The 22,542-nt window shown below is 69.5% G+C and carries 21 protein-coding genes; 11 read left to right on the forward strand and 10 right to left on the reverse strand.

The features are described 5' to 3' along the window. Nucleotides 1–265: 265 nt before the first annotated feature. Nucleotides 266–1,600 carry a GNAT family N-acetyltransferase gene (locus MFF01_RS06995; protein ID WP_238223361.1) on the forward strand — a complete coding sequence of 445 codons (1,335 nt, stop codon included), beginning with the start codon at nt 266–268 and terminating at the stop codon, nt 1,598–1,600. Between the two features lie 77 nt (nt 1,601–1,677). Beyond that, nucleotides 1,678–2,847 (forward strand): GNAT family N-acetyltransferase, encoded by a 1,170-nt coding sequence (locus MFF01_RS07000; RefSeq protein ID WP_238223365.1) that lies wholly within the window; start codon nt 1,678–1,680, stop codon nt 2,845–2,847. Between the two features lie 162 nt (nt 2,848–3,009). Here the strand turns inward: MFF01_RS07000 and MFF01_RS07005 are convergent, their stop codons facing one another. Then, entirely contained in the window at nt 3,010–4,416 is a 1,407-nt protein-coding gene (locus MFF01_RS07005) for a lipopolysaccharide biosynthesis protein (protein WP_238223368.1), read from the reverse strand. Between the two features lie 76 nt (nt 4,417–4,492). Then, a complete protein-coding gene (locus tag MFF01_RS07010) occupies nt 4,493–5,635 on the reverse strand; it encodes a glycosyltransferase (RefSeq protein ID WP_238223369.1) in 1,143 nt (380 codons plus the stop codon). Nucleotides 5,636–6,058: 423 nt separating this feature from the next. On the opposite strand from MFF01_RS07010, the gene aptA reads away from it, so the two are divergent. The 3 genes from aptA to MFF01_RS07025 all read left to right on the forward strand — a co-directional run bounded on the left by aptA (nt 6,059) and on the right by MFF01_RS07025 (nt 8,480). Then, nucleotides 6,059–7,390 carry an omega-aminotransferase AptA gene (aptA, locus tag MFF01_RS07015; protein ID WP_238223370.1) on the forward strand — a complete coding sequence of 444 codons (1,332 nt, stop codon included), beginning with the start codon at nt 6,059–6,061 and terminating at the stop codon, nt 7,388–7,390. A gap of 126 nt (nt 7,391–7,516) precedes the next feature. Next, nucleotides 7,517–7,810: a hypothetical protein gene (locus tag MFF01_RS07020; protein WP_238223371.1), complete on the forward strand. Its 294-nt coding sequence runs from the start codon at nt 7,517–7,519 to the stop codon at nt 7,808–7,810. 295 nt (nt 7,811–8,105) lie between these two features. Beyond that, nucleotides 8,106–8,480 carry a YciI family protein gene (locus tag MFF01_RS07025; protein ID WP_238223372.1) on the forward strand — a complete coding sequence of 125 codons (375 nt, stop codon included), beginning with the start codon at nt 8,106–8,108 and terminating at the stop codon, nt 8,478–8,480. Nucleotides 8,481–8,613: 133 nt separating this feature from the next. Here MFF01_RS07025 and MFF01_RS07030 read toward each other — a convergent pair whose 3' ends face one another. Next, the gene (locus tag MFF01_RS07030; RefSeq protein ID WP_238223374.1) at nt 8,614–8,901 is read right to left on the reverse strand and encodes a hypothetical protein; all 288 of its coding nucleotides are present in this window, start codon (nt 8,899–8,901) and stop codon (nt 8,614–8,616) included. A gap of 123 nt (nt 8,902–9,024) precedes the next feature. Here MFF01_RS07030 and MFF01_RS07035 point away from each other — a divergent pair, with 123 nt between their 5' ends. Beyond that, nucleotides 9,025–9,327, forward strand: a complete 303-nt coding sequence (locus tag MFF01_RS07035) for a hypothetical protein (protein ID WP_238223376.1) — start codon at nt 9,025–9,027, stop codon at nt 9,325–9,327. Nucleotides 9,328–9,352: 25 nt separating this feature from the next. Here the strand turns inward: MFF01_RS07035 and MFF01_RS07040 are convergent, their stop codons facing one another. The 6 genes from MFF01_RS07040 to MFF01_RS07065 form a co-directional block, all read right to left on the reverse strand. After that, nucleotides 9,353–11,338: a methyl-accepting chemotaxis protein gene (locus MFF01_RS07040; RefSeq protein WP_238223379.1), complete on the reverse strand. Its 1,986-nt coding sequence runs from the start codon at nt 11,336–11,338 to the stop codon at nt 9,353–9,355. A gap of 296 nt (nt 11,339–11,634) precedes the next feature. After that, entirely contained in the window at nt 11,635–12,615 is a 981-nt protein-coding gene (locus MFF01_RS07045) for a DctP family TRAP transporter solute-binding subunit (RefSeq protein WP_238223380.1), read from the reverse strand. A gap of 483 nt (nt 12,616–13,098) precedes the next feature. Next, a complete protein-coding gene (locus MFF01_RS07050) occupies nt 13,099–14,172 on the reverse strand; it encodes a tartrate dehydrogenase (RefSeq protein WP_238223381.1) in 1,074 nt (357 codons plus the stop codon). A gap of 174 nt (nt 14,173–14,346) precedes the next feature. After that, complete coding sequence (locus MFF01_RS07055; protein ID WP_238223382.1) at nt 14,347–14,751, reverse strand: hypothetical protein; 405 nt, start codon at nt 14,749–14,751, stop codon at nt 14,347–14,349. Nucleotides 14,752–15,010: 259 nt separating this feature from the next. Next, on the reverse strand, nt 15,011–16,123 hold the full coding sequence (locus MFF01_RS07060) for an asparaginase (protein ID WP_238223383.1): 1,113 nt from the start codon (nt 16,121–16,123) through the stop codon (nt 15,011–15,013). Between the two features lie 172 nt (nt 16,124–16,295). Further along, a complete protein-coding gene (locus MFF01_RS07065) occupies nt 16,296–16,655 on the reverse strand; it encodes a hypothetical protein (protein WP_238223385.1) in 360 nt (119 codons plus the stop codon). A 102-nt stretch (nt 16,656–16,757) separates the two neighbouring features. Here MFF01_RS07065 and MFF01_RS07070 point away from each other — a divergent pair, with 102 nt between their 5' ends. The 5 genes from MFF01_RS07070 (at nt 16,758) to MFF01_RS07090 (ending at nt 20,476) form a co-directional block, all read left to right on the forward strand. Beyond that, nucleotides 16,758–17,708: a LysR family transcriptional regulator gene (locus tag MFF01_RS07070; RefSeq protein ID WP_238223388.1), complete on the forward strand. Its 951-nt coding sequence runs from the start codon at nt 16,758–16,760 to the stop codon at nt 17,706–17,708. A gap of 19 nt (nt 17,709–17,727) precedes the next feature. Continuing rightward, a complete protein-coding gene (locus tag MFF01_RS07075; RefSeq protein ID WP_238223390.1) occupies nt 17,728–17,904 on the forward strand; it encodes a hypothetical protein in 177 nt (58 codons plus the stop codon). A gap of 172 nt (nt 17,905–18,076) precedes the next feature. Continuing rightward, nucleotides 18,077–19,720 (forward strand): acyl-CoA synthetase, encoded by a 1,644-nt coding sequence (locus MFF01_RS07080; RefSeq protein ID WP_238223392.1) that lies wholly within the window; start codon nt 18,077–18,079, stop codon nt 19,718–19,720. 295 nt (nt 19,721–20,015) lie between these two features. Next, nucleotides 20,016–20,165, forward strand: coding sequence for a hypothetical protein (locus tag MFF01_RS07085; RefSeq protein ID WP_238223394.1), 150 nt, complete (start codon nt 20,016–20,018; stop codon nt 20,163–20,165). After that, a complete protein-coding gene (locus MFF01_RS07090) occupies nt 20,162–20,476 on the forward strand; it encodes a hypothetical protein (protein ID WP_238223396.1) in 315 nt (104 codons plus the stop codon). The genes MFF01_RS07085 and MFF01_RS07090 overlap by 4 nt, the downstream gene beginning before the upstream one ends. A gap of 184 nt (nt 20,477–20,660) precedes the next feature. Here the strand turns inward: MFF01_RS07090 and typA are convergent, their stop codons facing one another. Beyond that, complete coding sequence (gene typA / locus MFF01_RS07095) at nt 20,661–22,481, reverse strand: translational GTPase TypA (protein ID WP_238223398.1); 1,821 nt, start codon at nt 22,479–22,481, stop codon at nt 20,661–20,663. Between the last annotated feature and the right edge of the window lie 61 nt (nt 22,482–22,542).

Here is a 22,542-nt window from a genome sequence, read left to right on the forward strand (position 1 = left end):
GGGTGGTGCCGGGATCGGCCCGGCATCGCCCTTGCGCTGAACACCCCGAACGTGACGCGACCGCCCCGGTTCGGGACACGTGTCCCCGACGGATCAGATCGCCTCTCTCAATGGCTCAATTTCGTAAATCCCCCGTAACGAGACAGGCGCACCCACCGGATAGTCCCTTCACCAAACGGATACCTCGTCGAGACATCGAAAGTTATCGAATTCAATTCGATAGAGAACCCGATCACTTCGCCTGTGTTTTGAAAGGCCTCCTTCGATGAGCACGCATACGCTCGCGCGGCAGACCGTGGGCTCCCCTCCCGCCGCGACCCGTCCCGTCGTTCGCGTCGCGCACGGGACGATCCGGATCGAGACCGTGCGGACCCTGGAGGGCCTCGCCCGCCATCGGGAGGCCTGGGATCGCCTCGCCACGGAGGCGCCGCAGCAGATCCCGACCCTGACGCCGGTCTGGGTCGAGGCCTATTTCCGGCACGCGCTGCCGGCCTCGCAGGCCTGGCTCTGCTGCTTCGCCTACGCGGGCGACCGCCTCGTCGGGGTGCTGCCCCTCGTGCCCGAGCCCCACCCCCTGCTCGGGCGGCGCCATCCCCGGCTGCGGACCCTGCGGGTGGGCGACTTCGCGCCCTCCGGCGATATCCTGCTCGCACCGGACGTCGCGGGCGCGGCCCTGTCGGCGCTCCTGGGCGAGGCCGACCGCGCGGTACCGGGCCATGTCGGCGTCGCGATCCAGGCGGTCCACGAGGCCTCGCCCCTGTGGGAGGCGGTCCGGGCCGGCGTGACGGACTACACGGCCCATGCCCACGCGCGCCATCGCTATTCCTTCGTCGACACCACCCGTCCCCTCGACGACTACATGGCCAGCCTCGGCAATATGCGCCGGAACCTGAAGCGATACCGCAAGAAGCTCGACGCCCAGGGCCCCGTCACCGTCACGATCGGCCGGGAAGGTGCGGAGGACCCGGCCCTCCTCGACGCCTTCCTCGCCCTTGAGGCCGGAGGCTGGAAGGGCCGCAACGGCACCGCCATCCTCAACCACCCCGACACCACGGCCTTCTACCGGACCCTGGCCCGGGACTTCGCCGCCCTGGGACGCTGGGACTGGCAGGTGATCCGCGTCGACGGCCGGCCCGTCGCGGCCGGGATGGGGATCCGCTGCGGGCGCACGGTGATGCTGCCGAAGATCGCCTTCGACGAGGATTTCTCGGCCGCGATGCCGGGCAACCTCCTGACGGAGGCGGTGGCGCGCGCGGCCTTCGACGATTCCGAGACCGATGCCCTGGCGCATATGAGTTCGGCGCCCTGGCACGAATCCTGGCGGATGGACGCGCACCGCTACGACGACCTCTACCTCGTGCGCCGGACCCTCGCGGCGACCCTGTTCCAGCGCCCCTGGGCGGGGGGGCTCGCGTTCTACAAGACCGAGATCGCCCCGCGCATTCCCGCGCGGCTGAAGCAGTGGCGCGAAACCCTGCGCTCCCGCCGCGTGCGCACCGCCAAGGAAGCGACCTCGGCGGAAACCACTTCGAAGGAAACCACTTCGAAGGGGGCGGCCTCGAAGGACGCCGCGCCCGAGAACCCCGCCGCGAAGGCGTGACCCGGCCGGCGAACGCGCCGGTCGGACCCATTCTCACCGATCGCCCCCGACCAGTGCGGGGCTGCACGGGGACAGACATGACGGCGGCAGCGATGGATGTGCGGATCACCGGGGACTGGGCGTCGATCCGGCCGGCATGGCCGGGCCTGTCCGACCTCGGCCAGGGCATCGACGGGTTCATCTTCCAGACCCGGGACTGGATCGACGGCTGGTTCGCGACCCTCGGCGAGGCGGGGGATACCGAGGGCCTGTTCGCCGTCCTGAGCCAGGGCGGAACGGACCGGGTGTTCCTGCCCTTCGTGGTGCGGCGAGCCCACGGCCTGCGGATCCTCGAAGGCTTCGGGGACGGCACCGCCGACTACCATGCCCCCCTCGTCGCCCACGGCGCCGCCTTCGGACCGGCGGAGGCCGACGCCCTCTGGGCGGCGCTGAACCGCCATCCGCACGCCCCCGACGTCATCCACCTCGTCAAGGCCCTGGCCGAGATCGACGGCCGACCGAACCCCCTCCTCGCCTGGGGGGCCACCCCCTATCCGATGTCGGGCCACATCGCGCGCCTCGAAGGCGGCTGGGAAGCGTGGTTCGGACGCCATTTCGGCCGCGAGACCCAGAAGACCCTCGCACGCAAGCGGCGCAAGCTCGGCGAGATCGGCCCCGTCGAGACCCGCTTCGCCCGCGACGACGCCGAGGCCCTGGCGTGGCTGCGCGCCCTCATCGCCGGCAAGGCGGCCCAGATGGCGGGCGCGGACGTCGCCAACGGCCTCGCGGGCGCGCGCACCGCCGCCTTCTACGAGCGTCTCACCCGCGACGATCCGGCGGCCCGGCACGTGAAGGTCTACGCCCTCACGGTGGGGGGGACGCCCGTGGCCCTGCAATGGGGCGTGGCGGCCGGCAGGCGCTTCACCAACCTGCTCACGAGTTATGCCGCCGGCGACTGGACGCGGTTCTCGCCCGGCCTCATCATGTTCCGCGACCTCCTGGAGGACCGCTTCGCGAACGGTGACGAGACCTTCGATTTCGGGATCGGCGACGAGGGCTACAAGGCCCGCTTCAGCGACGATCCGGCCTTGATCCTCGCCGGCATCCTGCGCGCCCGGACCCTGCGCGGACACGGCTACGTCGCCGCCCAGCACGCCCGCCACCGCCTGCGCGAGGCCGGCTTCGTGCAGCGGCTGCGCCGGACCCTGCGCGGGCTGCGCGTGACCGACCGGGCCGGGGCGACGGACGCGAAGGCCGAGGCGGCGTGAGCCGGGATCGTCGGGCTTAGAGTGCCTCACAAAACTCCCGATCACCGCCGGTTCTCACTCTGGATGCGGCGGCGCAGCGGGAGTTTTGTGAGAGACACTTACGCCCGACATCCGCCGAAGGGACGATCCCTTCAAAAATCCCGTGACCGGGGGGAGCGTCCCTCAGGCCGGCTGGCGGCGGGCGGGCCAGAACTCGCGGAACAGCAGGGCCAGGGCGGCGAGATAGAGCGTGCCCGTGGCCGCCACCGTCGCCGTGAGGATCAGCTTGCTGGGCTGGGCGGGGGCGAGGGCGAGGCCCCCGACCATGAGGACCGTGGCGAGGCCGATCTTCGCCACCGGCCAGAGGGGGATGCGCAGGCCCGCCCTGTAGGCCCGGTAGAAACAGGTGAGGAAGCCGACGATGCTCCCCGCGAGGCAGCCGAGGCAGGCACCGAAGAGGCCGCCCTGGAGGAGGCCGATCCAGCAGCCCGCGAGGGTCGCGACCGCTTCCACGAGGGTGATTTCGAAGAGGACCCGCGGCCGCTCGCAGAGCAGGAACACCTGATCGATGCAGTGGACGCGCAGGTTGCGCACGGCCGCCGCGAGGGCCGCCACGGGCAGGATGAGGCGCGTCGCCTCGCGGAACTCGGCTCCGATGAAGAGATCGACGAGGGCGGGCGTCAGCCAGATCACCCCGGCGGTGGCCGGAACCACCACGGCCATGAGGAAAATCCCGTTGCGTGCGACCTGGGCATAGGCCTCGGCCGGGCCGGCCTGCTCCATGCGCCGCACCGCCAGGGGAAACGCCGCCGCCGTCACCAGCATGGCCGCGACCGACAGGAGCCGCTGGCCCAGCCCCCAGCCGACGGAGAGGAGACCCACGGCCGCCGCCCCGTCGAGGCGCTCGACGAGGATGCGGATGCCGTTCACCGAGACCCAGGCGATGCTGCCGCCGAGCAGGAGCGGCGTGCTGTAGATCAGGGCGACGCGCACGATGCGGGTGTCGAGGCGGATCGTGCGGGTGTGGGGCAGGCGCAGCCACACCAGGGGCAGAACTGCGGCATGCGCGAGGGCGAAGCCCGTGAGCACGGCGGCGGCCGAATTCTCGGCCCGCGCCAGGGCGATCGCCAGGGCGAAGCCCGCCACGGGGCCGGCCGTCTGCGCCAGGGTGTAGACGCCGATGGCACCGCCCGCCCGGGCGCGCTCGGCGAGGTGCGTCGTGAGGGTGCGGGAGATGGTGAAGCCGAGGGCGGCGGCGAGGAAGCCCGGCGTCAACGGCGTCGTTCCCGTCGCGAGCACGGCCCAGGTGACGCCGATCTGCAGCCCCGCGCTGATGAGAAGCACGGCGTTCTCGTGCGCCGCCTGCCCGGCCCGCCCATCGGCGCCGAGGCCGGCGCCGTAGCGCAGGACGTAGGCCGACCACCAGGCGAGGCAGAGCTGGAACACGAGTTCCTGCAGGGCCATGACCAGGGCGACGACGCCGTATTCGTCCGGCGGCAGCCAATGCGTCCAGGCGACGACGGCGGCGAACTGCGCCACGGGCCCGATGAGCTGGGCCGGCAGGTACCGAAGGGTATGGCTCAGAAGCACGGCTCCCCTCCTGTGGTGGTTCGCGCGACGATGGACCGACCTTGACCCGATCCGTCCTTCCAAGCCGTGAACGCCGTCACCGCCGGTCCCGACCCGCGAGCAGCGTGTCGAACAGGGCCTCGTAGCGGGCGACCGCCGCGTCCACCGAGAAGGTGGCGGCGCGGGCGACCCGCCCGTCCGGGGCCCCGGGATCGGCCAGCATCGCGTCGATGGCGGCGGCGAGTGCCGGGGCGTCGCCCACGGGCACGAGGGCGCCGAAGCGCCCGCCCGCGAGGATCTCCACCGGCCCGTCGCAGGCCGTCGAAGCCACGGGCAGGCCGTGGGCCAGGGCTTCCACCAGAACGTTGCCGAAGGCCTCGGCCCGCGAGGAGGCGGCAAAGCAGGCCGCCTCGCGGTAGAGGTGCCAGGGCCGCTCGACATGCCCCGTCAGGGTGACGCGGGCCTGAAGGCCGAGGGTTTCGACGAGGGCTTCGAGGGCCGGGCGCTCGGGCCCCTCCCCCACGATGACGAGGCTGGCGTCGCTCCGGACCCGGGCGAAGGCCCGCAGGAGGGTGGCGAAATCCTTGGCCGGGGCGAGGCGCCCGACGGCGAGCACCCGGCGCGGCCGGGCGAGGAGTTCGGCGGCATCCCGGGCGGGCCGGGCGGCGGCCACCTCCACGGGGTTGTAGAGGCGCACGGCGCGTCCGGGCGCGGCGCCGGCTTTGCGGACGTAATGCGCCATCAGCCCGTCCGAGACGAAGATCGACCCGGCGGTGAGGCGGGTGAGCACCGGCGTCGCGGCGTTGCCGAGGCGGCTGAGGCGTTGCGGCTCGCTCGCCGGATGGCCGTGGAAGGAGAGGACCGCCCGGCGGGCGCGCCCGGCCAGGAGGGCGGCGGCCGCGTGCTTCAGGTTCGAGACGGCCAGGGCCGAGAGCGACAGATCGGGCTTCTCCCGCGCGAGATGGCGGGCGAGGCGCGCCACCGCGACGGCGTGGTTCGCCCCGAGGGCGAGGCGGCGCACGCGCGGGTCGAGGGCCGCCTCCGCCCCGTCGGCATCGTGGTCGTAGGCCAGGGTCACGGTGTGGCCCCGCGCGGCGAGGCCGGATGCCAGGAGGGCCCAGACCCGCTCGGCTCCGCCCCCCGTCACCGCATGGGTGTAGAACAGGAGCGAGCGGCGGACACGGGGGCCCTCGTCGCCATGCCCTCGCGGGCCCTGCCCCGCTTCGCCGTTCGGCGCCATGCGCGATCCTCTCATCCCATCGGCCCCGCACCGAGCGTCGTTCGTAGAACGCCCGGTGGGCCGCCCTGCCCGGAGCGAGACCTGAGGATGACCGGAAATCCTGCAAGGCACCGTTACCACCGGACCATGGCCGGCACCGGGCTCCGCCCATGGCGATCTCGAGGGGCCGCGACGACGGTTCGCCGGTCCGCGCCGCCGTGCGGCTTCGACGCCACGCCGAGGTGCTTCGGGGACCGGCGCCCGCGTAAGGCGCCCCGGCCGATATGGAACGAATCTTGACTGCTCTCCCAAACTGCGGCCCCGAAACGCGATCGGATCGAGCCAACACCCCGTCCGGTCGCCGTGGATTTCGCCGCGATCGAAAACAGCTTGCCCGACCGCGCGAACCGGGATCCCCTGGCGCGGAACCACCGAAGGACCAGCATGCCCGCCACCGCGAACACCCCCGGCCTCGACGCCTACTGGATGCCGTTCACGGCCAACCGGCAGTTCAAGGCCGCGCCGCGCCTCCTCGCGGCGGCCGAGGGCATGCACTATCAAACCCCCGACGGCCGTACCGTCCTCGACGGTACGGCGGGCCTGTGGTGCGTCAATGCCGGGCACGGGCGGCGCGAGATCGCCACGGCCGTCGAGCGCCAGCTCACCACCCTCGACTTCGCACCCTCCTTCCAGATGGGCCACCCCCTCGCGTTCGACTTCGCCGAGCGCCTCGCCGCCGTGGCGCCGGGCGGCCCCGAGGCCGGGCTCGACCGGGTGTTCTTCACGGGCTCGGGCTCGGAATCCGTCGACACCGCCCTCAAGATCGCGCTCGCCTACCAGCGGGCCATCGGCCAGGGCACCCGCACCCGGCTGATCGGGCGCGAGCGCGGCTATCACGGCGTCGGCTTCGGCGGCATCTCGGTGGGGGGCCTCGTCAACAACCGCCGGATGTTCCCCCTGCTGCCGGCCGTCGACCATCTGCGCCACACCCACGACCTCGACCGCAACGCCTTCACGAAGGGCCAGCCCGCGCACGGGGTGGAGCTCGCCGACGACCTCGAACGCCTCGTGGCCCTGCACGGGGCCGAGACCATCGCGGCCTGCATCGTCGAGCCCTTGGCCGGGTCCACCGGCGTCCTCGTCCCGCCGGTCGGCTACCTCGAACGCCTGCGGGAGATCTGCACCCGCCACGGCATCCTGCTCGTCTTCGACGAGGTGATCACCGGATTCGGCCGCCTCGGCGCGCCCTTCGCCACGGATTACTTCGGCGTGGTGCCCGACCTCGTCACCACCGCCAAGGGCCTCACCAACGGGGCGCTGCCCATGGGGGCGGTGTTCGCCGCGCGCCGGGTCCACGACGCCCTGATGCACGGGCCGGAGGCGGCCATCGAACTCTTCCACGGCTACACCTATTCGGGCCATCCGGCGGCCTGCGCGGCCGGGCTCGCGACCCTCGACATCTATGCCCGCGAGGGCCTGCTCACCCGGGCCGCCGCCCTGAGCACGCACTGGGCGGAGGCGGTGCATGGGCTGAGAAGCGCCCCCCACGTCATCGACATCCGCACCCTCGGCCTCGTCGCCGGCATCGAGCTCGGCAGCCGCGAGGGCGCGCCGGGGGCCCGGGCCTACGACGTCTTCGTCGACTGCTTCGAACGCGGATTGCTGGTTCGCGTCACCGGCGACATCGTCGCCCTGTCGCCGCCCCTCATCGTCGCGGCGGAGGAGATCGACACCATGGTGTCGATCCTCGGCGACGCCCTCGCGCGGGTGGCGTGAGCCCCTCGTCCAGAGCCGGGACGGAGCCGGATCCGGCGTGTTTACCGAGCGGTAACCGTGCCGCGCGTGAATGGTGGCCGGGCACCGTCCGTTCGGGCAGGCTTGCCCTCGCCCGGAGGCGCGCCGATGTTCCCCCTGATGTTCGTCGCCATCGCCGCCGGCCTCGGCACGGCCGCCGCCGTGGCCCCGACCAGCATCGCCCTGGCGGTGGTCTCGGCCCCCTTCGGCGGCAGCTTCGCGGCCTTCGTGGCCGGCCTCTACATCGCCCACCGCAACGGCACGGCGCGCGAGCGGCCCCACCCGGACGCCACGGACCACACGGACAGCATGGTGGCGGCCCTGCGCAGCCTCGAAATCCATGATCGCGCCCGAACCCGCCCGCCGGCGGCCGAGCCCGACCCGAAGCGCCACGTCGCCTGATCCGCCGCCCTGAAGCGAGGCCTCATCGGCACAGGAATGTTCGTCCCTTCGTATCCGTCACGACGATACTGACATTCCGCCGACTGTCTCGCCCGATCCTCTGTATCGACGCCGAAGAATGGCGGTTCGGGCATCGTATCCGCGCATTCCGGGCGGAATGGAGCAGTGTCAGAGGCGATAAAGCCTCGTGTTGCGTGCCGTTTTCGCACAAAGCCGCTTTCGCTTTTGCCGCAGCCCCCCTAGCCTGATGCGAACAGGATGCGGGAAAGACCCGCATCTTCGGGGAGATCTAGCGATGCGCGTCATGATCCTGGTCAAGGCGACCGCCGACAGCGAAGCCGGAACCATGCCGTCCCTGGATTTGCTTCAGGCCATGGCTCAGTTCAACATGGAACTGAAGCAGGCCGGAATCCTGCTCTCGGGCGAGGGCCTCCACCCGTCCGCACGCGGGCGGCGGGTCGCCTTCGACGGGGCCGAACGCACGGTGAGCGAAGGCCCGTTCGGGCCGACCGAGAGTCTCGTGGCCGGGTTCTGGATCTGGAACGTGACCGACCTCGACGAAGCCGTGGCCTGGGTGCGGCGCTGCCCCAACCCCATGCCCGGCCCGAGCGAGATCGAGATCCGTCCCCTGTACGAGGAAACGGATTTCCTCGCCGCCGCCACGGACTGACGGTCCGGGCGGGACCTGAGGATCGACTTCATTCTCCGAAAGCCGGACGCCACCGTTCGGGACGATACTTTGGAGTCCTGGTTTTCGCATCGTCTCGTCCCGAAAGCCGGAGGCCACCTTTCGGGACGATGCTCTAGCGCCGGGGCTTCTGCATCTTCACGACGGTGTTCTTCGGCTTGCCGAACGGCCGCAGCGGGGCTCTGGCTTCGAGGGCGATGCGGGCGAGTTCCTGGGGCCGGGGCGCCCCGGCCGCGATGCGCCGCAACGCGTCGGCCATCTCCTCGAGGGTCTGGGCCGCCTCGCCTTCGAGGGTTTCCTCGGGGCGGATGCCGTTGAGTTCGGGGGCGATCTCTTCGGCCGCCTCGCGCAGCTCTTCGATGAGTTCGGCGGCGGTGTAGCGGGGCGGTGGGGACGTGGCCATGGCGGGACCATGGCAGGCCCGCGCGGGCCGGACAAGCGCGACGACGGCTCGGCGCCTCCCCGGCGTGAACCCTCGGGCCGGCTCGGGTGTTGCGTGAGGACACGCAACCGCACGAACGGCCTCATGACGCGCACCTCGCTTGCCCTCGCCACCCTCCTGACGGCGCTTTCCGGCCCCGCCCTCGCGCAGACCCTGGCGCCGACGGGGGGCGCCGGCAACACCGGGGTGACGACCCCCGCGATGCAGCCGGACGAGGGCCTCCAGTCGAAGGACCGGCCCCTGCGTCCCGCCCCCAACGTCGTCGGCAACCCCAGCCCGGCCGCCGTCCCGGGCAGCACGCCGGGCGTCAACGTCGGCGGCACGCCCACCAGCGGCCCACCCGGCACCGGCGGCACGGCGGGCGGCCCGTCCCTCAGCGGCCGCTAGGCGGCGCGGCCGAGATTCGAGCGAATCAGGCAGCCTTCACCTCGACAAGGAAGGCGCTGACCTCGCGGGTCAGGCTCTCGGAGTGCCTTGAGAGCTCCTGGGCGGCGCTCAGTACCTGGGATGCAGCAGCGCCCGTTGCCCCGGCGCCATTCCGCACATCGGCTATGGCGCCAGTGACCTGCTCAGTCCCGCTGGCGGCTTCCTGGACGTTGCGGGCGATCTCGTGCGTCGCAGCGCCTTGCTGCTCCATGGCCGCCGCGATGGCAGAGGCGGTTCCAGCCATCTCCGAGATGGTCCGGCCAATACCCCGGATGGCGCCCACCGACTCCTGCGTCGCCCGCTGGATGGCGCCGATCTGGGCGGCGATCTCGTTCGTCGCATGTGATGTCTGCCCCGCCAGATCCTTTACCTCGGCGGCGACTACGGCGAACCCTCGACCCGCCTCGCCCGCGCGCGCCGCTTCGATGGTGGCGTTGAGGGCGAGGAGGTTGGTCTGGCCGGCGATCTGGCCGATCAACGCCACGATGGTGCCGATCCGCTCGGCGCCCGCGGCGAGTTCCTGAACGAGACCGTCGGTGCGACGCGCCTCGGCGGCGGCTTCGAGCGCGATCCGGGCCGACTGGCCGACCTGCTGCGTGATCTCCTGGATCGAGGCCGACATCTCCTCGCTGGCGGCGGCCACCGTCTGGACGTTGGCCGAGGTCAGTTCCGCCGCCCGTGTCGCCGTCACCGATTGGTGGCTGGTCACATCGGCGGTTCCAGTCATGGACCGGGCGGTGGCTTCCATCTCCGTCGCCGCACCCGAGAGGCCCTCGGTGAGAAGCGACACGTTGGACTCGAAGGTTCGGGTCAGGTGGTCGAGCCGTTCAGCTCGCCGCAGCTTGGCCTCAGCTTCCTCGGCATCCCGCAGCTCGGCGAGGCCCTTGGCGATGAGGGCGTCCTTGAACACTTGCACGGCCCGCGCCATAGCGCCGAGCTCGTCCCGGCGGTCGCCGCCTGGGATCGCCGCAGTGACGTCCCCCTGGGCCAAGCGCACCATCGCCCCGGTCATGGCGGTGACGGGCAACGCGACGCCACGGCCGACGCGCCACGCGAGCGCGCCACCGACGATCAACGCGAATGCCCCCACGGTGAGGACGAAGGTCTGCAATCCGTCAGCGTCCGCGCTCATCACTCGCATGAGTCGGGTCTGCTCACCGGCGGCGGAACTGTGCGCATCGCGGACCGCACCCAGGAGGGCGTCACCGGTCTGGCGCAGTCGCTGGAAGGCGGCGTCGATCTCGGCGGCGCCACCGATAACGCTGGCGAAGGCGGCCTTGAATGCGGCCGCCTTGGCGGCGACCACCGCCAGGGGCGCCCGCAAGGCGCCCGTCACGTCGGCCGCGCCGAGGGCGGCGATCTCGCGGCCGTAGCGCTCGAACTCGACCGCCGCCGCATCGGCGTCGGCGGGATTGCCGCTGGACCGGAAACCTGCGAGGGCGCCGAGGCTGTCCTGCAGGGCTCGGTCGGCGCGGAAGGCCGCGAAGGCGAGGGTCGGGTCCGCCGCGCCGCGATCCGCCATGGCGTAGCCTGCATTCGACAGGGCGACGCCGACCTTGGTCAGGTCGAAGACGGCCGACTTACGCTTCTTGACCTCGGCCATGAAAACCTTCGCCTGGGATACGTAGTCCCGGCTGTTCGCCCGGACCCTTTCCGCCTGCGCCGAGTCGCCGAGTTCATCGCCTGCGGTCGCGAGGGCGGTGAAGTTCTTCTCGATGTCGACCAGCATGTCGCCGGCCCCCGTGCGGAGGTAGTTCAGGAGGAGACGACGGGTCTCGTTCAGCTGCAGCTCGAAGGCGCTCGTGCGGTCCGCGAGATGCACGCTCTCTTCCGCGGCGGTGATGTCGGTGTTGAGGCGCGCGACGCTCAGGAAGGTCGCGAGCGCTGAGGCTATCAGAAGAAGCAGGACGACGCCGAATCCCGCACGGATGCGTTGCGCGACGGAGAGACGATCGAAACGAAGAGCAGACATCGGGAATTCTCACGCACCGAACGCATGGCCCCGGACGGGAGGCATCGCGTTTCGATTGGAAAGAGGACGGCACCTGATTGCCGCGAACCGGTCACTGCTTCGGTGGATGAAGCTTTGAGCAGGTTCCGCAACAGGGATTACTGGTCTTGTGAAGCGAATGAAGAAAACACGGCCCTCGGAGGGCGAAGCGGCGGCCTAACCAGCGCAGAAGTGCCTTACGAAAATCCCTGTCGGCATCGGTTCTCGCTCTGGCCACGGCGGCGCGGAGGGAGTTTTGTAAGAGGCACGGAGTCCGCTCATGGGACGGCCTTGATCCGCCGGACGATCTCGGGGCCGAAGGTCCGACCGAACTCCGCGTTCGTCTCTTGAAGGCGGCGCTCGAACGCGGCGCGGTCGATGCCAGCGACGACCTGCATGCCGGCTTGGCGCAACCTGTCCACGCCCTCCGCCTCGGCCCGGCCCGCGGCCTCGCGAGAGACTTGGCCGCCAGCCCGGGCGGCTTCGACGAAGGCCTTCCGGCCGCCCGAATCGAGGGTGTTCCACACGGAATTCGAGACGACGATGACCGCCCAGGAATAGACGTGCCCGCTGAGGGTGAGATGCTTCTGAACTTTTTCGAAATGCGACGCGGAGATGACCGCGATGGGGTTCTCCTGGCCGTCGAACTGCCCTGTCTGGAGGGCGCCGTAGAGCGCCGGGAAGGCCAGGGGCTCTGCCTTGACGCCAAGGGCACGGAAGCCCTTCAGCATCACGTCCGATTGCGGCACCCGCATCGACAGGCCCTCGAGATCCTCCGGCTTCGTCACGGGCCGCTTCGCGTTCGTGATGTGGCGCATGCCGTTTTCGCCCCAGGCGAGGGCGACGAGGCCCTTCTGCGCGAACTTCTCGAGATAGGCCTGGCCGATGGGGCCATCGAAGACGGCTTGGGCATGCGCGGCGTTTCGGAAAAGGAACGGGATGTCGAACACCCCGAATTCGGAGATGAGATTGGCGAAGGGGGCGTTCGTGATGAAGGCCATGTCGAGGTGGCCGAGGCGCAGCTCCTCCACCATCTCGACCTCTCCGCCCACCGTCCCGTTCGGGTAGGGCTCGATCCGGTAGGCCCCGCCCGTCCGCTTCGCGACCTCTCGGGCGAAGGTTTCCGCCCCCGCGCCGAGATGCGAGGTCTGAGAGAAGAGATAACCGAGGCGTAGGACCCGTTCGGCGGCCGCCACGGGCGAGGCGATCCAGATCGACAGAAGAGCCGCCCAGGCGGCGATCGAAAGCTGCTTTCTCACGGCACATCCCTTCTAACAGTGGATGCCTTATAAAAAAGACAACTTAATTTGGAGTTTCGATGATTTGCAGCTTGCTCAGGACAATATGGCAATTAACCCTGGACATTCCATCATATAATACGACTAAAAAGTATCATTCATCTCGCGGCGGCCATCTCTTGCCATTTCAGGTCTGATTACGAAATTTATATCAAAGAATGGGACTCAGGTCCCGCCATCCGAAGAAAGACATCAATGGCGTAGGAACCACAGCTCTGCTGTAAAAGCATGGACCGCATGTGCTTTATGCGGTGCTGATCGCCGCCGGTTGTCGCTCCGAGATCGCCGGCGTGGCCAGTCTGCCCCAGCGGACAGTGAATTCACCCATCGGCGAATTCACCGATCGACCGGTCTCTCGAGACCGGCCGGGTGGCCGAGACCCGAGGCCTCAACCCCAAGCCCTCACCCTAAAGTCCTTTTCCCCCAGTCTTTAGCTCAAAATTCTCAGCCCAGGGCCTCCGCGACGGCCTTGCCGCATTCCTCCGTGCTGGCCCGGCCGCCGAGGTCGCTGGTCCTCCCGGTCGGCTCCGCCAGCACCCGCTCGATGGCCGTGACGATCTCGGCCGCCGCGTCCGTCTCGCCGAGGTGTTCGAGCATCATGGCCCCCGACCAGATCTGCCCGATGGGGTTGGCGATGCCCTGACCGAAGATATCGGGGGCCGAACCGTGGACGGGCTCGAACAGGGAGGGCTGGCCGAGGTCGGGATTGATGTTGCCCGACGGCGCGATGCCGATGGTGCCGGTGCAGGCGGGACCGAGATCGGACAGGATGTCGCCGAACAGGTTCGAGGCCACCACCACGTCGAACCGATCCGGGTTCAGGACGAAATGCGCCGTGAGAATGTCGATGTGGTACTGGTCCCAGCGCACGTCCGGATAACGGCCCGCCATGGCGCGGACCCGCTCGTCCCAGTACGGCATGGTGATGGAGATGCCGTTCGACTTCGTCGCCGAGGTGAGGTGCTTCTTCGGGCGCTTCTGGGCGAGGTCGAAGGCGTAGCGCAGGATGCGGTCGACCCCATGGCGGGTCATGATCGTCTCCTGCAGGACGAATTCCCGGTCGGTGTCGGCGAACATGCGCCCGCCGGCATTCGAGTATTCGCCTTCGGTGTTCTCGCGCACGACGTAGAAGTCGATGTCGCCAGGGTTGCGGCCGACGAGGGGACACGGCACGCCGGGCATCAGCCGGGCCGGGCGCAGGCTGACATACTGGTCGAAGGTCCGCCGGAACTGGATCAGCGAGCCCCACAGCGAGATGTGGTCGGGCACCCGATCGGGCATGCCGACGGCGCCGAAGAAGATGGCCCGGGGATTTCCGAGCTGCTCCTTCCAGTCCTCCGGCATCATCCGCCCGTGCGCCGCGTAGTAATCGCACGAGGCGAAATCGAACCAGGCGAGGTCGAGGGTGAAGCCGTGGCGCCGGGCCGCCGCCTCCAGCACCCGCACGCCCTCGGGGACGACCTCCTTGCCGATGCCGTCACCGGGGATGACGGCGATGCGATAGTGGCGGTCGGTCATGGGAGCTCCCTGGCGTGCCGGCGGGGTCGAGGCCGGTCCTTCGCGCGGGTCGCACGATAGGACGGGCGCACCCGCCCCGCCAACCGGGCGGGCGCGCCGGTCGGACGGAATTGGCCGGACGTCCCGTGGTCCCGCTGGTCTCCCGATCCGCCGGCGGCGTGGGCGAGGGTTCGATCAGCGCACGGTCACGTGGTAGCGCACCTGCAGCGGAGCGCCGTAGGGATCGACCCGTTCGATCGTGAATTCGTCTTCGCCCGTATACCCCGCCGGCGCGGTGTAGAGGAGTTGCGTGGCCGCCACCTTGCGCGTGTTGCAATGCGCGCGGGCATTGGCCTGCACGAAGCTTGGGAATTCGCGCCCCTCGGCGACTTCGACCCGGCCGGCATGCGGTCCGCTGAGCATGTTGATGGTGATCGGACCGATGGTGTGACAGGTCGGATCGAGGGCGAGAAAATAACCGAGCTTCTGGGTCTTGCCCGCGCTGACGACCCGCTCGGCGCGGAAGGTCGGCTGCGCGAGGGCGAATCCCGGCGCCGCGATGAGAAGAACGGTGGTGGCGAGGAGACGGATCGACGACATCCCGGTATGCCCCGAAGAGAGTAGTGGCCACACGAACCCGCAACGTATGGGTGTGGCGGACTCCTTCTAAGGGCGGTTTCGCGCGCCTGTCGATCAGCGATGTGTAAGGATTTGTGTCTGGACGATCGGCCTTCGTCGACCGCCCGGCTTCGAGGTTCGGCGCCTGATCGAGCCCCCTCGGAGGGCTTCACGGAATGCCCGATCCCCGCCGGTTCCCGCCCTGGGCACGACGGGGCGGCGGGAGTTCTGCGAACGCCCCTCAGTATTCCCAGAAGATGCGCTGCAGATCCTTGGCGTCGCGGGGTTTCGTCAGGGCCACGGCGGCCAGGATCTTGGCCTTCTGCGGGTTGAGGTCATGGGCCACGACCCAATCGTACTTGTCGTCGGGCTGTTCGGCGTTGCGCAGGACGAAGCCGTCGCCGACGCGCGACGAGCGGATGATCTGCACGCCCTTGGCGCGGATGTCCTTCAGGGTGTCGACGAGGTAGCCGGCCACCGAGCCGTTGCCGGTGCCCGCATGGACGATGGCCTTGGCGCCGCCCGCGACGGCGGAGGTGTAGGCCTCCGGATGCATGTTGCCCGAGCCGTACACGATGGCGACCTCCGGCAGGGCGTCGATGCTGTCGATGTCGAACTCCGATGTGGTGCCGTGGCGCTTCACCGGCGCGCGGAACCAGTAGGTCTTGCCCTCCACCACCATGCCGAGGGGCCCCCACTGGCTGAAGAAGGCCGAGGGCTTGATGTTGACGCGTTTGGTGGTGTCGCGGCCCGCCTGGATCTCGTCGTTCATGGTGAGGAGCACGCCCTTGGCGCGGGCATCCTTGGCGCCCGCCACGGTCACGGCGTCGAGGAGGTTGAGGGCGCCGTCGGCGGAGATCGCGGTCGAGGGCCGCATGGAGGCCACCATGACGATGGGCTTGTCGGTCTTCACCACGAGGTCGAGGAAATACGCCGTCTCCTCCACGGTGTCGGTGCCGTGGGTGATGACGACGCCGTCGACGTCGTCGCGCTTGACCAGCGCCGAGACCTTCTTCGCGAGGTCGACGAGCTGCGCGTTGGTGAAGCTCTCGGACGCGATCTGGAACGCCTGCTCGCCGCGCACGTCGGCGACATTCGCGATGGCCGGCACGGCGGCGATGAGTTTGTCCACCGGCACCTTGGCGGCCTGGTAGGTGGCGCTGTTGGCCGCATCCGCGCCCGCGCCCGCGATGGTCCCGCCCGTGGCGACGATGACGACGCGGGGTTTGGCCGGTGCGGCGGGCGATGTCGCGACCGTGGCGCCGGGGGCGGCGGGGGCCGGGCCTTCGAGGGCGACGGCGGATGACGCCCCCGCCAGCATCAGGGCCAGGAGGGCGGCCGGGGTGCGTCGCATGAATCGGTCCTGGGTCGGTTGCAATCGGGCCATTGTGTCCCGCGCGGCCGCGCGCGCCCAGGCCAAAAGTTGGCGCCCCCTGCCTTTCGCGAGGCATCCGGCCCAGTCCGTCATCGAACGGACCCTCCCGGCCGGTCCGGCCGGGAGGGCGAAGGGCGGCAACGGCGCCGCCTCAGTTCAGCGCCGCCGCCTCACGGGCCGGCGCCGGACGCTGCCGGGACACCGCGACGGTGTCGCCGGTGCGGCTGATCTCGACGGCGTCCGCCGCCGCGCCGAGTTCCTGCGGGGTCGAGAGGATCACGCTCTGGCCCGAGGCGAGGACCGCCTCGAACCGGACGGCGCGGGCGGCGTCCGTGCGGGCCAGGGTCACGACGACCCGATAGCCCTTGGGCTCAGGCGTGTAATAGGCGACGCCGGAAAGGTCGCCGAGGTTGACGCTGCCGCCGTCGAGGGGGCGGATGGTCTCGGCCGAGGCGGTACCCGTGAGGGCGGCGACGGCGGCGGCGGCGAGGGTGAAGGTACGGAACGTCATGGGGTCGGGTCTCGCTCTCGTATGGGCAGGGGCCGGTGTGTCCCTGCGTCTGGACCCGATATGCAGTGCGGTGCATCATGGATCAAACAGAACGAATCGATAATGACTATTGATCACATCGATCTGAGCCGGATCGATCTCAACGGCCTGGTCGCCCTCGATGCCCTGCTGACGGAGCGCAGTGTCACCCGGGCGGCGGCGCGGGTCGGCATCGGCCAATCAGCCATGAGTTCGTCGCTGGCCCGCCTACGGGTCCTGTTCGGCGACGAACTCCTGACCCGGGCCCCCGAGGGCATGCGGCCGACGCCGCGCGCCCTGGCGCTCGCCGAGCCCGTCCGCGCCCTCCTGCGGCAGGTCCAGTTCCTCGTGCGGCGCGACGCGGCGTTCGATCCGCGCACTGTGACCCGCACCTTCACCCTCGGCCTGCCCGACAGCGCCGAGGTGCTGCTCGGGCCGAAGCTCCTCGCCTACCTGCGGGCGGAGGCGCCGGGCATCAGCCTGCTCCTGCGCTCCGTCGACCGCATCCGCATCCTGCAGGAGCTCGATGCCGACCGGGTCGATCTCGGCATCGGCTTCTTCACGGAGGGCCAGACCCACCACAAGCGCCGCCTGCTCTACCGCGACAACTACCTCTGCATGTTCAACGCCGATCTCGTCGGCGTCACCCCGCCGATCTCGCTCGAAGACTACGTGCGCTTTCCCCACGTGCTGACCAGCCTGAAGGAGACGGCGCACGGAGTGGTAGACGATGCCCTGGCCAAGCTGGGCCTCAGCCGGACCCTCGCGGTGACGACGCCGCGCTTCCTCGCCGTGCCGTTCCTCGTGCGCAGCGCCCCCGTGATCACCACCATGCATGCGCGGCTCGCCACCTTCTTCGCCGGGGCGCTCGGGCTCAGCGTCAGCCCGGCCCCCGTGAATCTGGAGGACGTGGCGGTCTCGATGCTGTGGCACGCCTCCTACGACGACGACCCGGCCCATCGCTGGCTGCGCGCCACCATCCTGCGCCTCGCGGAAGCCGACGAGCCGGGCACCGCCTTCGGTGCGGCGCGTTGAGGGGGACAGGAGGACGCCCGTGACGAACGATCCCAAGACTTCCAATACCCCGAAGACTTCCGACGCCCCGAAGAAACCCGCCAACACCGCCCCCGACGCGGTGAAGGACCCCAACGAGAAGACCGACGGCAAGCCCGGCCTCGGCCCATCCGGCGGCAACACGCCGGACGGCGAGACCGATCCGGGCGGCGGCTGAGCCTGCATTCGGGTTCGAAGGGCAAGCCCTTCGTGGGTCCAGGGCAACGCCCTGGAAAGATGTCGGGCTTGAGCCCGACACCCGCCAAAGGGATGATCCCTTTGGAAGCCCGGTGACTTGCTTTGTTAGCGGGGGCAGGATCGGTACTGTTCTCCCGAGAGGGAGACACGCTATGAATGCCCCCGACCCCAAACCGTCGATCTACGACCGCGACCTCGACCGCAACCCGGCCAATCATCAGCCGCTGACGCCGCTTAGCTACCTCGACCGGGCGGCGCGGGTGTTTCCCGACCACGTCGCGGTGATCCACGGGCCCCTGCGCCGGAGATACGCCGATCTCTACGCGCGCAGCCGGCGCCTCGCCGCAGCCCTCCAGGCACGCGGTATCGGCCGGGGCGACACCGTCGCGGTGATGCTCGCCAATACGCCCGAGATGATCGAGTGCCACTACGGCGTGCCGATGACCGGCGCCGTGCTCAACACCTTGAACACCCGCCTGGACGCCGCCGGCCTCGCCTTCTGCCTCGACCACGGCGAGGCGAAGGTGCTCATCACCGACCGGGAATTCTCGAAGGTGGTGGCCCCCGCCCTGGCGCAGGCGACCGTGAAGCCCCTGGTGATCGATGTCGACGATCCGGTCTTCACCGGCGAGGGCATCGCCGTCGGCAACGTCGCCTACGAGGCGCTCCTCGCCGAGGGCGACCCGGCGGCGGACTGGGCGATGCCGGCGGACGAGTGGGACGCCATCGCCCTCAACTACACCTCGGGTACCACGGGCGACCCGAAGGGCGTGGTCTATCACCATCGCGGCGCCGCCCTGCTGTCGCTGGGCAACGTCATCACTGGCAACCTCGGCCAGCACCCGGTCTATCTCTGGACCCTGCCGATGTTCCACTGCAACGGCTGGTGCTTTCCCTGGACCCTGTCGGTGGTGGCCGGCACCCATGTGTGCCTGCGCCAGGTCCGGGCCGGGGCGCTCTACGAATCAATCGCCGAGCACGGCGTCACGCATCTCTGCGGCGCGCCCATCGTGATGCAGCTTCTCCTCGGCGCCTCCGACGCCGAGCGCCGCCCCCTCCCCCACCGGGTCGCCTTCCTCACGGCCGCAGCCCCCCCGCCCCAGGCGGTGCTGGCCGCCATGGGGGAATCCGGGTTCGACGTCACCCACCTGTACGGACTGACCGAGACCTACGGCCCGGCGGTGGTGAACGCCTGGCACCGGGACTGGGACGCGTTGGATGCGGACGCGCGGGCCGAAAAGATGGCGCGCCAGGGCGTGCGCTACCCCGTGCTCGAGGGGTTCGACATCCGCGATCCCGAGACGGGCGAATCCGTGCCCGCCGACGGCACCACGCTCGGCGAAGCGATGTTTCGCGGCAACGTGGTGATGCGCGGCTACCTCAAGAACCCGGCGGCGACGGAGGCCGCGTTCAAGGGCGGCTGGTTCCGCTCAGGGGACCTCGGGGTGAAGCACCCCGACGGCTACATCCAGCTCAAGGACCGCTCGAAGGACATCATCATCTCGGGGGGCGAGAACATCTCCTCCATCGAGGTCGAGGACGCCCTGTTCCGCCATCCGGCCGTCGCCGCCGCCGCCGTGGTGGCCCGGCCGGACGCCAAGTGGGGCGAGACCCCCGTGGCCTTCGTGGAACTCAAACCCGGCGCCACCCTGGAGGCCGAGACCCTCATCGCGTGGTGCCGGACGCGGCTCGCCGGCTACAAGCTCCCGCGCCACGTGGTGTTCGGCGAGCTGCCGAAGACCGCGACCGGCAAGGTGCAGAAGTATCTTCTCAGGGAACGAGCCAGGGAGGGGTGAGGCCGGCACCGTCGCAGCGGCTCCAATCGAGAAAGGGTTTTAATCCATCAATCTTAAGTGAAATCAGATGGAGGAACGACTTTCTCAAGTCTTGCTTGAGATCATGTGCTTCTAAGCTTTGCGCGATCGCCCAACCCTGCGCCTGCAACCGGGTGCCTCGTTGGGTGCACTCTCGGTCGGACCATCCCAGTCCGACGTCGCTCCTTCGGGCAGCCGGCAAGCTTGGACGCGATGCGATGCCGAGGGCCGCTCAGCGGTGGGTGGCCGAGACAATCGACTCGAGAGGCGCCAGTTCATGGAAACTTCGGCCAAAGCGCACGATGTCCCCGGGGAGAAGCGGTTATCGAAAAAAGCCCTCTCTATCCTGGCGATCCTGGCGGTGCTGATCGCGATCGTGTTCTCCGTGCTGTACGTCTTCGGCGAACGTTTCGGAGTCCCGGTTTGAGAGTGCCTCCGCTCGATACGCTCCCCGGGCCGAGCCATGCGCAGGCCCGGGCGAGACCATCCCGGCGATGGGGCCTCGTCACCGCCCTGTGGGGGTTCGGCTGCCTCATGCTGGCCTGTCCCGAGGCGAGCGCGAGAGCGTCGAGGGCCGATGGCGCCGTGACGAAGGCGGCTTGGACGGCGAAATGCGAGGCGCGGGCCAGCCGCAACGGCATGCGCCGGAAGCTCAGGGCGCCGTTCATCGAGCAATGCGTGGCCGGCTATCGGATCAACGCCAGCCCGGATCTTCAGGACAGGAAGCAGAAGTTCTAGGGCATCGCCCCAGACGGGGTCCGACGTTCGGGACGATGTTCGCGGACCGGCTGCTCTGACGCTTACCGCGTGAGCCACGACACCCGCCCGGGCGCACCCCGTGGGTGCGGGACGATGGTCGCCCCCAAAAGAAAAGGCCGGGCGAGAGACCCGGCCTTTTCAGTCGATCCCGAGGGGGCGTCGCTTACGCGACGCTGCCCGAACGCTCGAAGCGCTTGCGCTCGTTGGGGTCGAGGTAGGTCTTGCGCAGGCGGATCGACTTCGGCGTGACTTCCATGAGCTCGTCGTCCTGAATCCAGGCGAGCGAGCGCTCCAGGGTCATGCGGATCGGAGGCGTCAGGCGCACGGCCTCGTCCTTCGAGGTGGTGCGGATGTTGGTGAGCTTCTTGCCCTTGAGCACGTTCACCTCGAGGTCGTTCTCGCGGTTGTGCTCGCCGATGATCATGCCCTGATAGACCTTGGCGCCGGGCTCGATCATCATCGGGCCGCGATCCTCCAGGTTCCACATGGCGTAGGCCACGGCCTCGCCCTTGTCGTTGGAGATGAGCACGCCGTTGCGGCGGCCGGGCATCTCGCCCTTGTAGGGCTCGTAGGCCTTGAACAGGCGGTTCATGATCGCGGTGCCGCGCGTGTCGGTCATGAGCTCGCCCTGGTAGCCGATGAGGCCGCGGGTGGGCGCATGGAACACGAGGCGCAGGCGCGAGCCGCCCGACGGGCGCATCTCGATCATCTCGGCCTTGCGCTCGGACATCTTCTGCACGACGACGCCGGAATACTCCTCGTCGACGTCGACCACGACCTCTTCCACCGGCTCGAGGACGTTGCCCTCATCGTCCTTGGAAAGGACCACGCGGGGACGCGAGACGGCGATCTCGAAGCCTTCGCGGCGCATGGTCTCGATGAGGATGGCGAGCTGCAACTCACCACGGCCCGAGACGAAGAACGAATCCTTGTCGGCCGCCTCCTCGATCTTGAGCGTGACGTTGCCCTCGGCCTCCTTGAACAGGCGGTCGCGGATCATGCGGCTCGTGACCTTGTCGCCCTCGGTGCCGGCGAGCGGCGAATCGTTGACGATGAACGACATGGTAACGGTGGGCGGATCGATGGGCTGAGCCTGGATCGGGGTCTCGACCTGCGGATCGCAGAACGTGTCGGCGACGGTGCCCTTCACGAGACCCGCGATGGAGACGATGTCGCCCGCCTCACCGACCTCGATGGGCGCGCGCTCGAGGCCGCGGAAGGCCAGGATCTTCGAGACGCGGCCGGTCTCCACGAGCTTGCCCGTGCGGTCCATGACCTTGATGGCCTGGTTCGGCTTCACGGTGCCGGACGCGATGCGGCCGGTGATGATGCGGCCGAGGAACGGGTTGGCCTCGAGCAGGGTGCCGAGCATCCGGAAGGGGCCGTCCTCGACCTTGGCCTGCGGCACGTGCTCGAGCACGAGGTCGAACAGGGGCGCGAGGCCCTGGGACTGATCGCCGTCGGGAGCCGTCGCCATCCAGCCGGAGCGGCCCGAGCCGTAGAGGATCGGGAAGTCGAGCTGCTCGTCGGTGGCGTCCAGAGCCGCGAAGAGGTCGAACACCTCGTTGACGACTTCGGTGATGCGGGCGTCCGGACGGTCGACCTTGTTGATCGCCACGATGGGCTTGAGGCCGATCTTGAGCGCCTTGCCGACCACGAACTTGGTCTGGGGCATCGGGCCCTCGGCGGCGTCGACGAGCACGATCACCCCGTCGACCATGGACAGGATGCGCTCGACCTCACCGCCGAAATCGGCGTGGCCGGGGGTGTCGACGACGTTGACGCGGGTGTCCTTCCAGACGACGGACGTCGCCTTGGCCAGGATGGTGATGCCGCGCTCCTTCTCGAGGTCGTTGGAATCCATGGCGCGCTCTTCGACGCGCTGATTCTCGCGGAACGAGCCCGACTGCGACAGGAGCTTGTCGACGAGCGTGGTCTTGCCGTGATCGACGTGGGCGATGATGGCGATGTTGCGAAGCTTCATAGGGTATCCGGAAGCGAGAAGAGCCCGTCACGCGACGGGCCGCAGGAATGCGGCCGGCTGC

The sequence above is a fragment of the Methylobacterium adhaesivum genome (genome assembly GCF_022179065.1).
In the GTDB taxonomy this organism is placed as follows: domain Bacteria; phylum Pseudomonadota; class Alphaproteobacteria; order Rhizobiales; family Beijerinckiaceae; genus Methylobacterium; species Methylobacterium adhaesivum.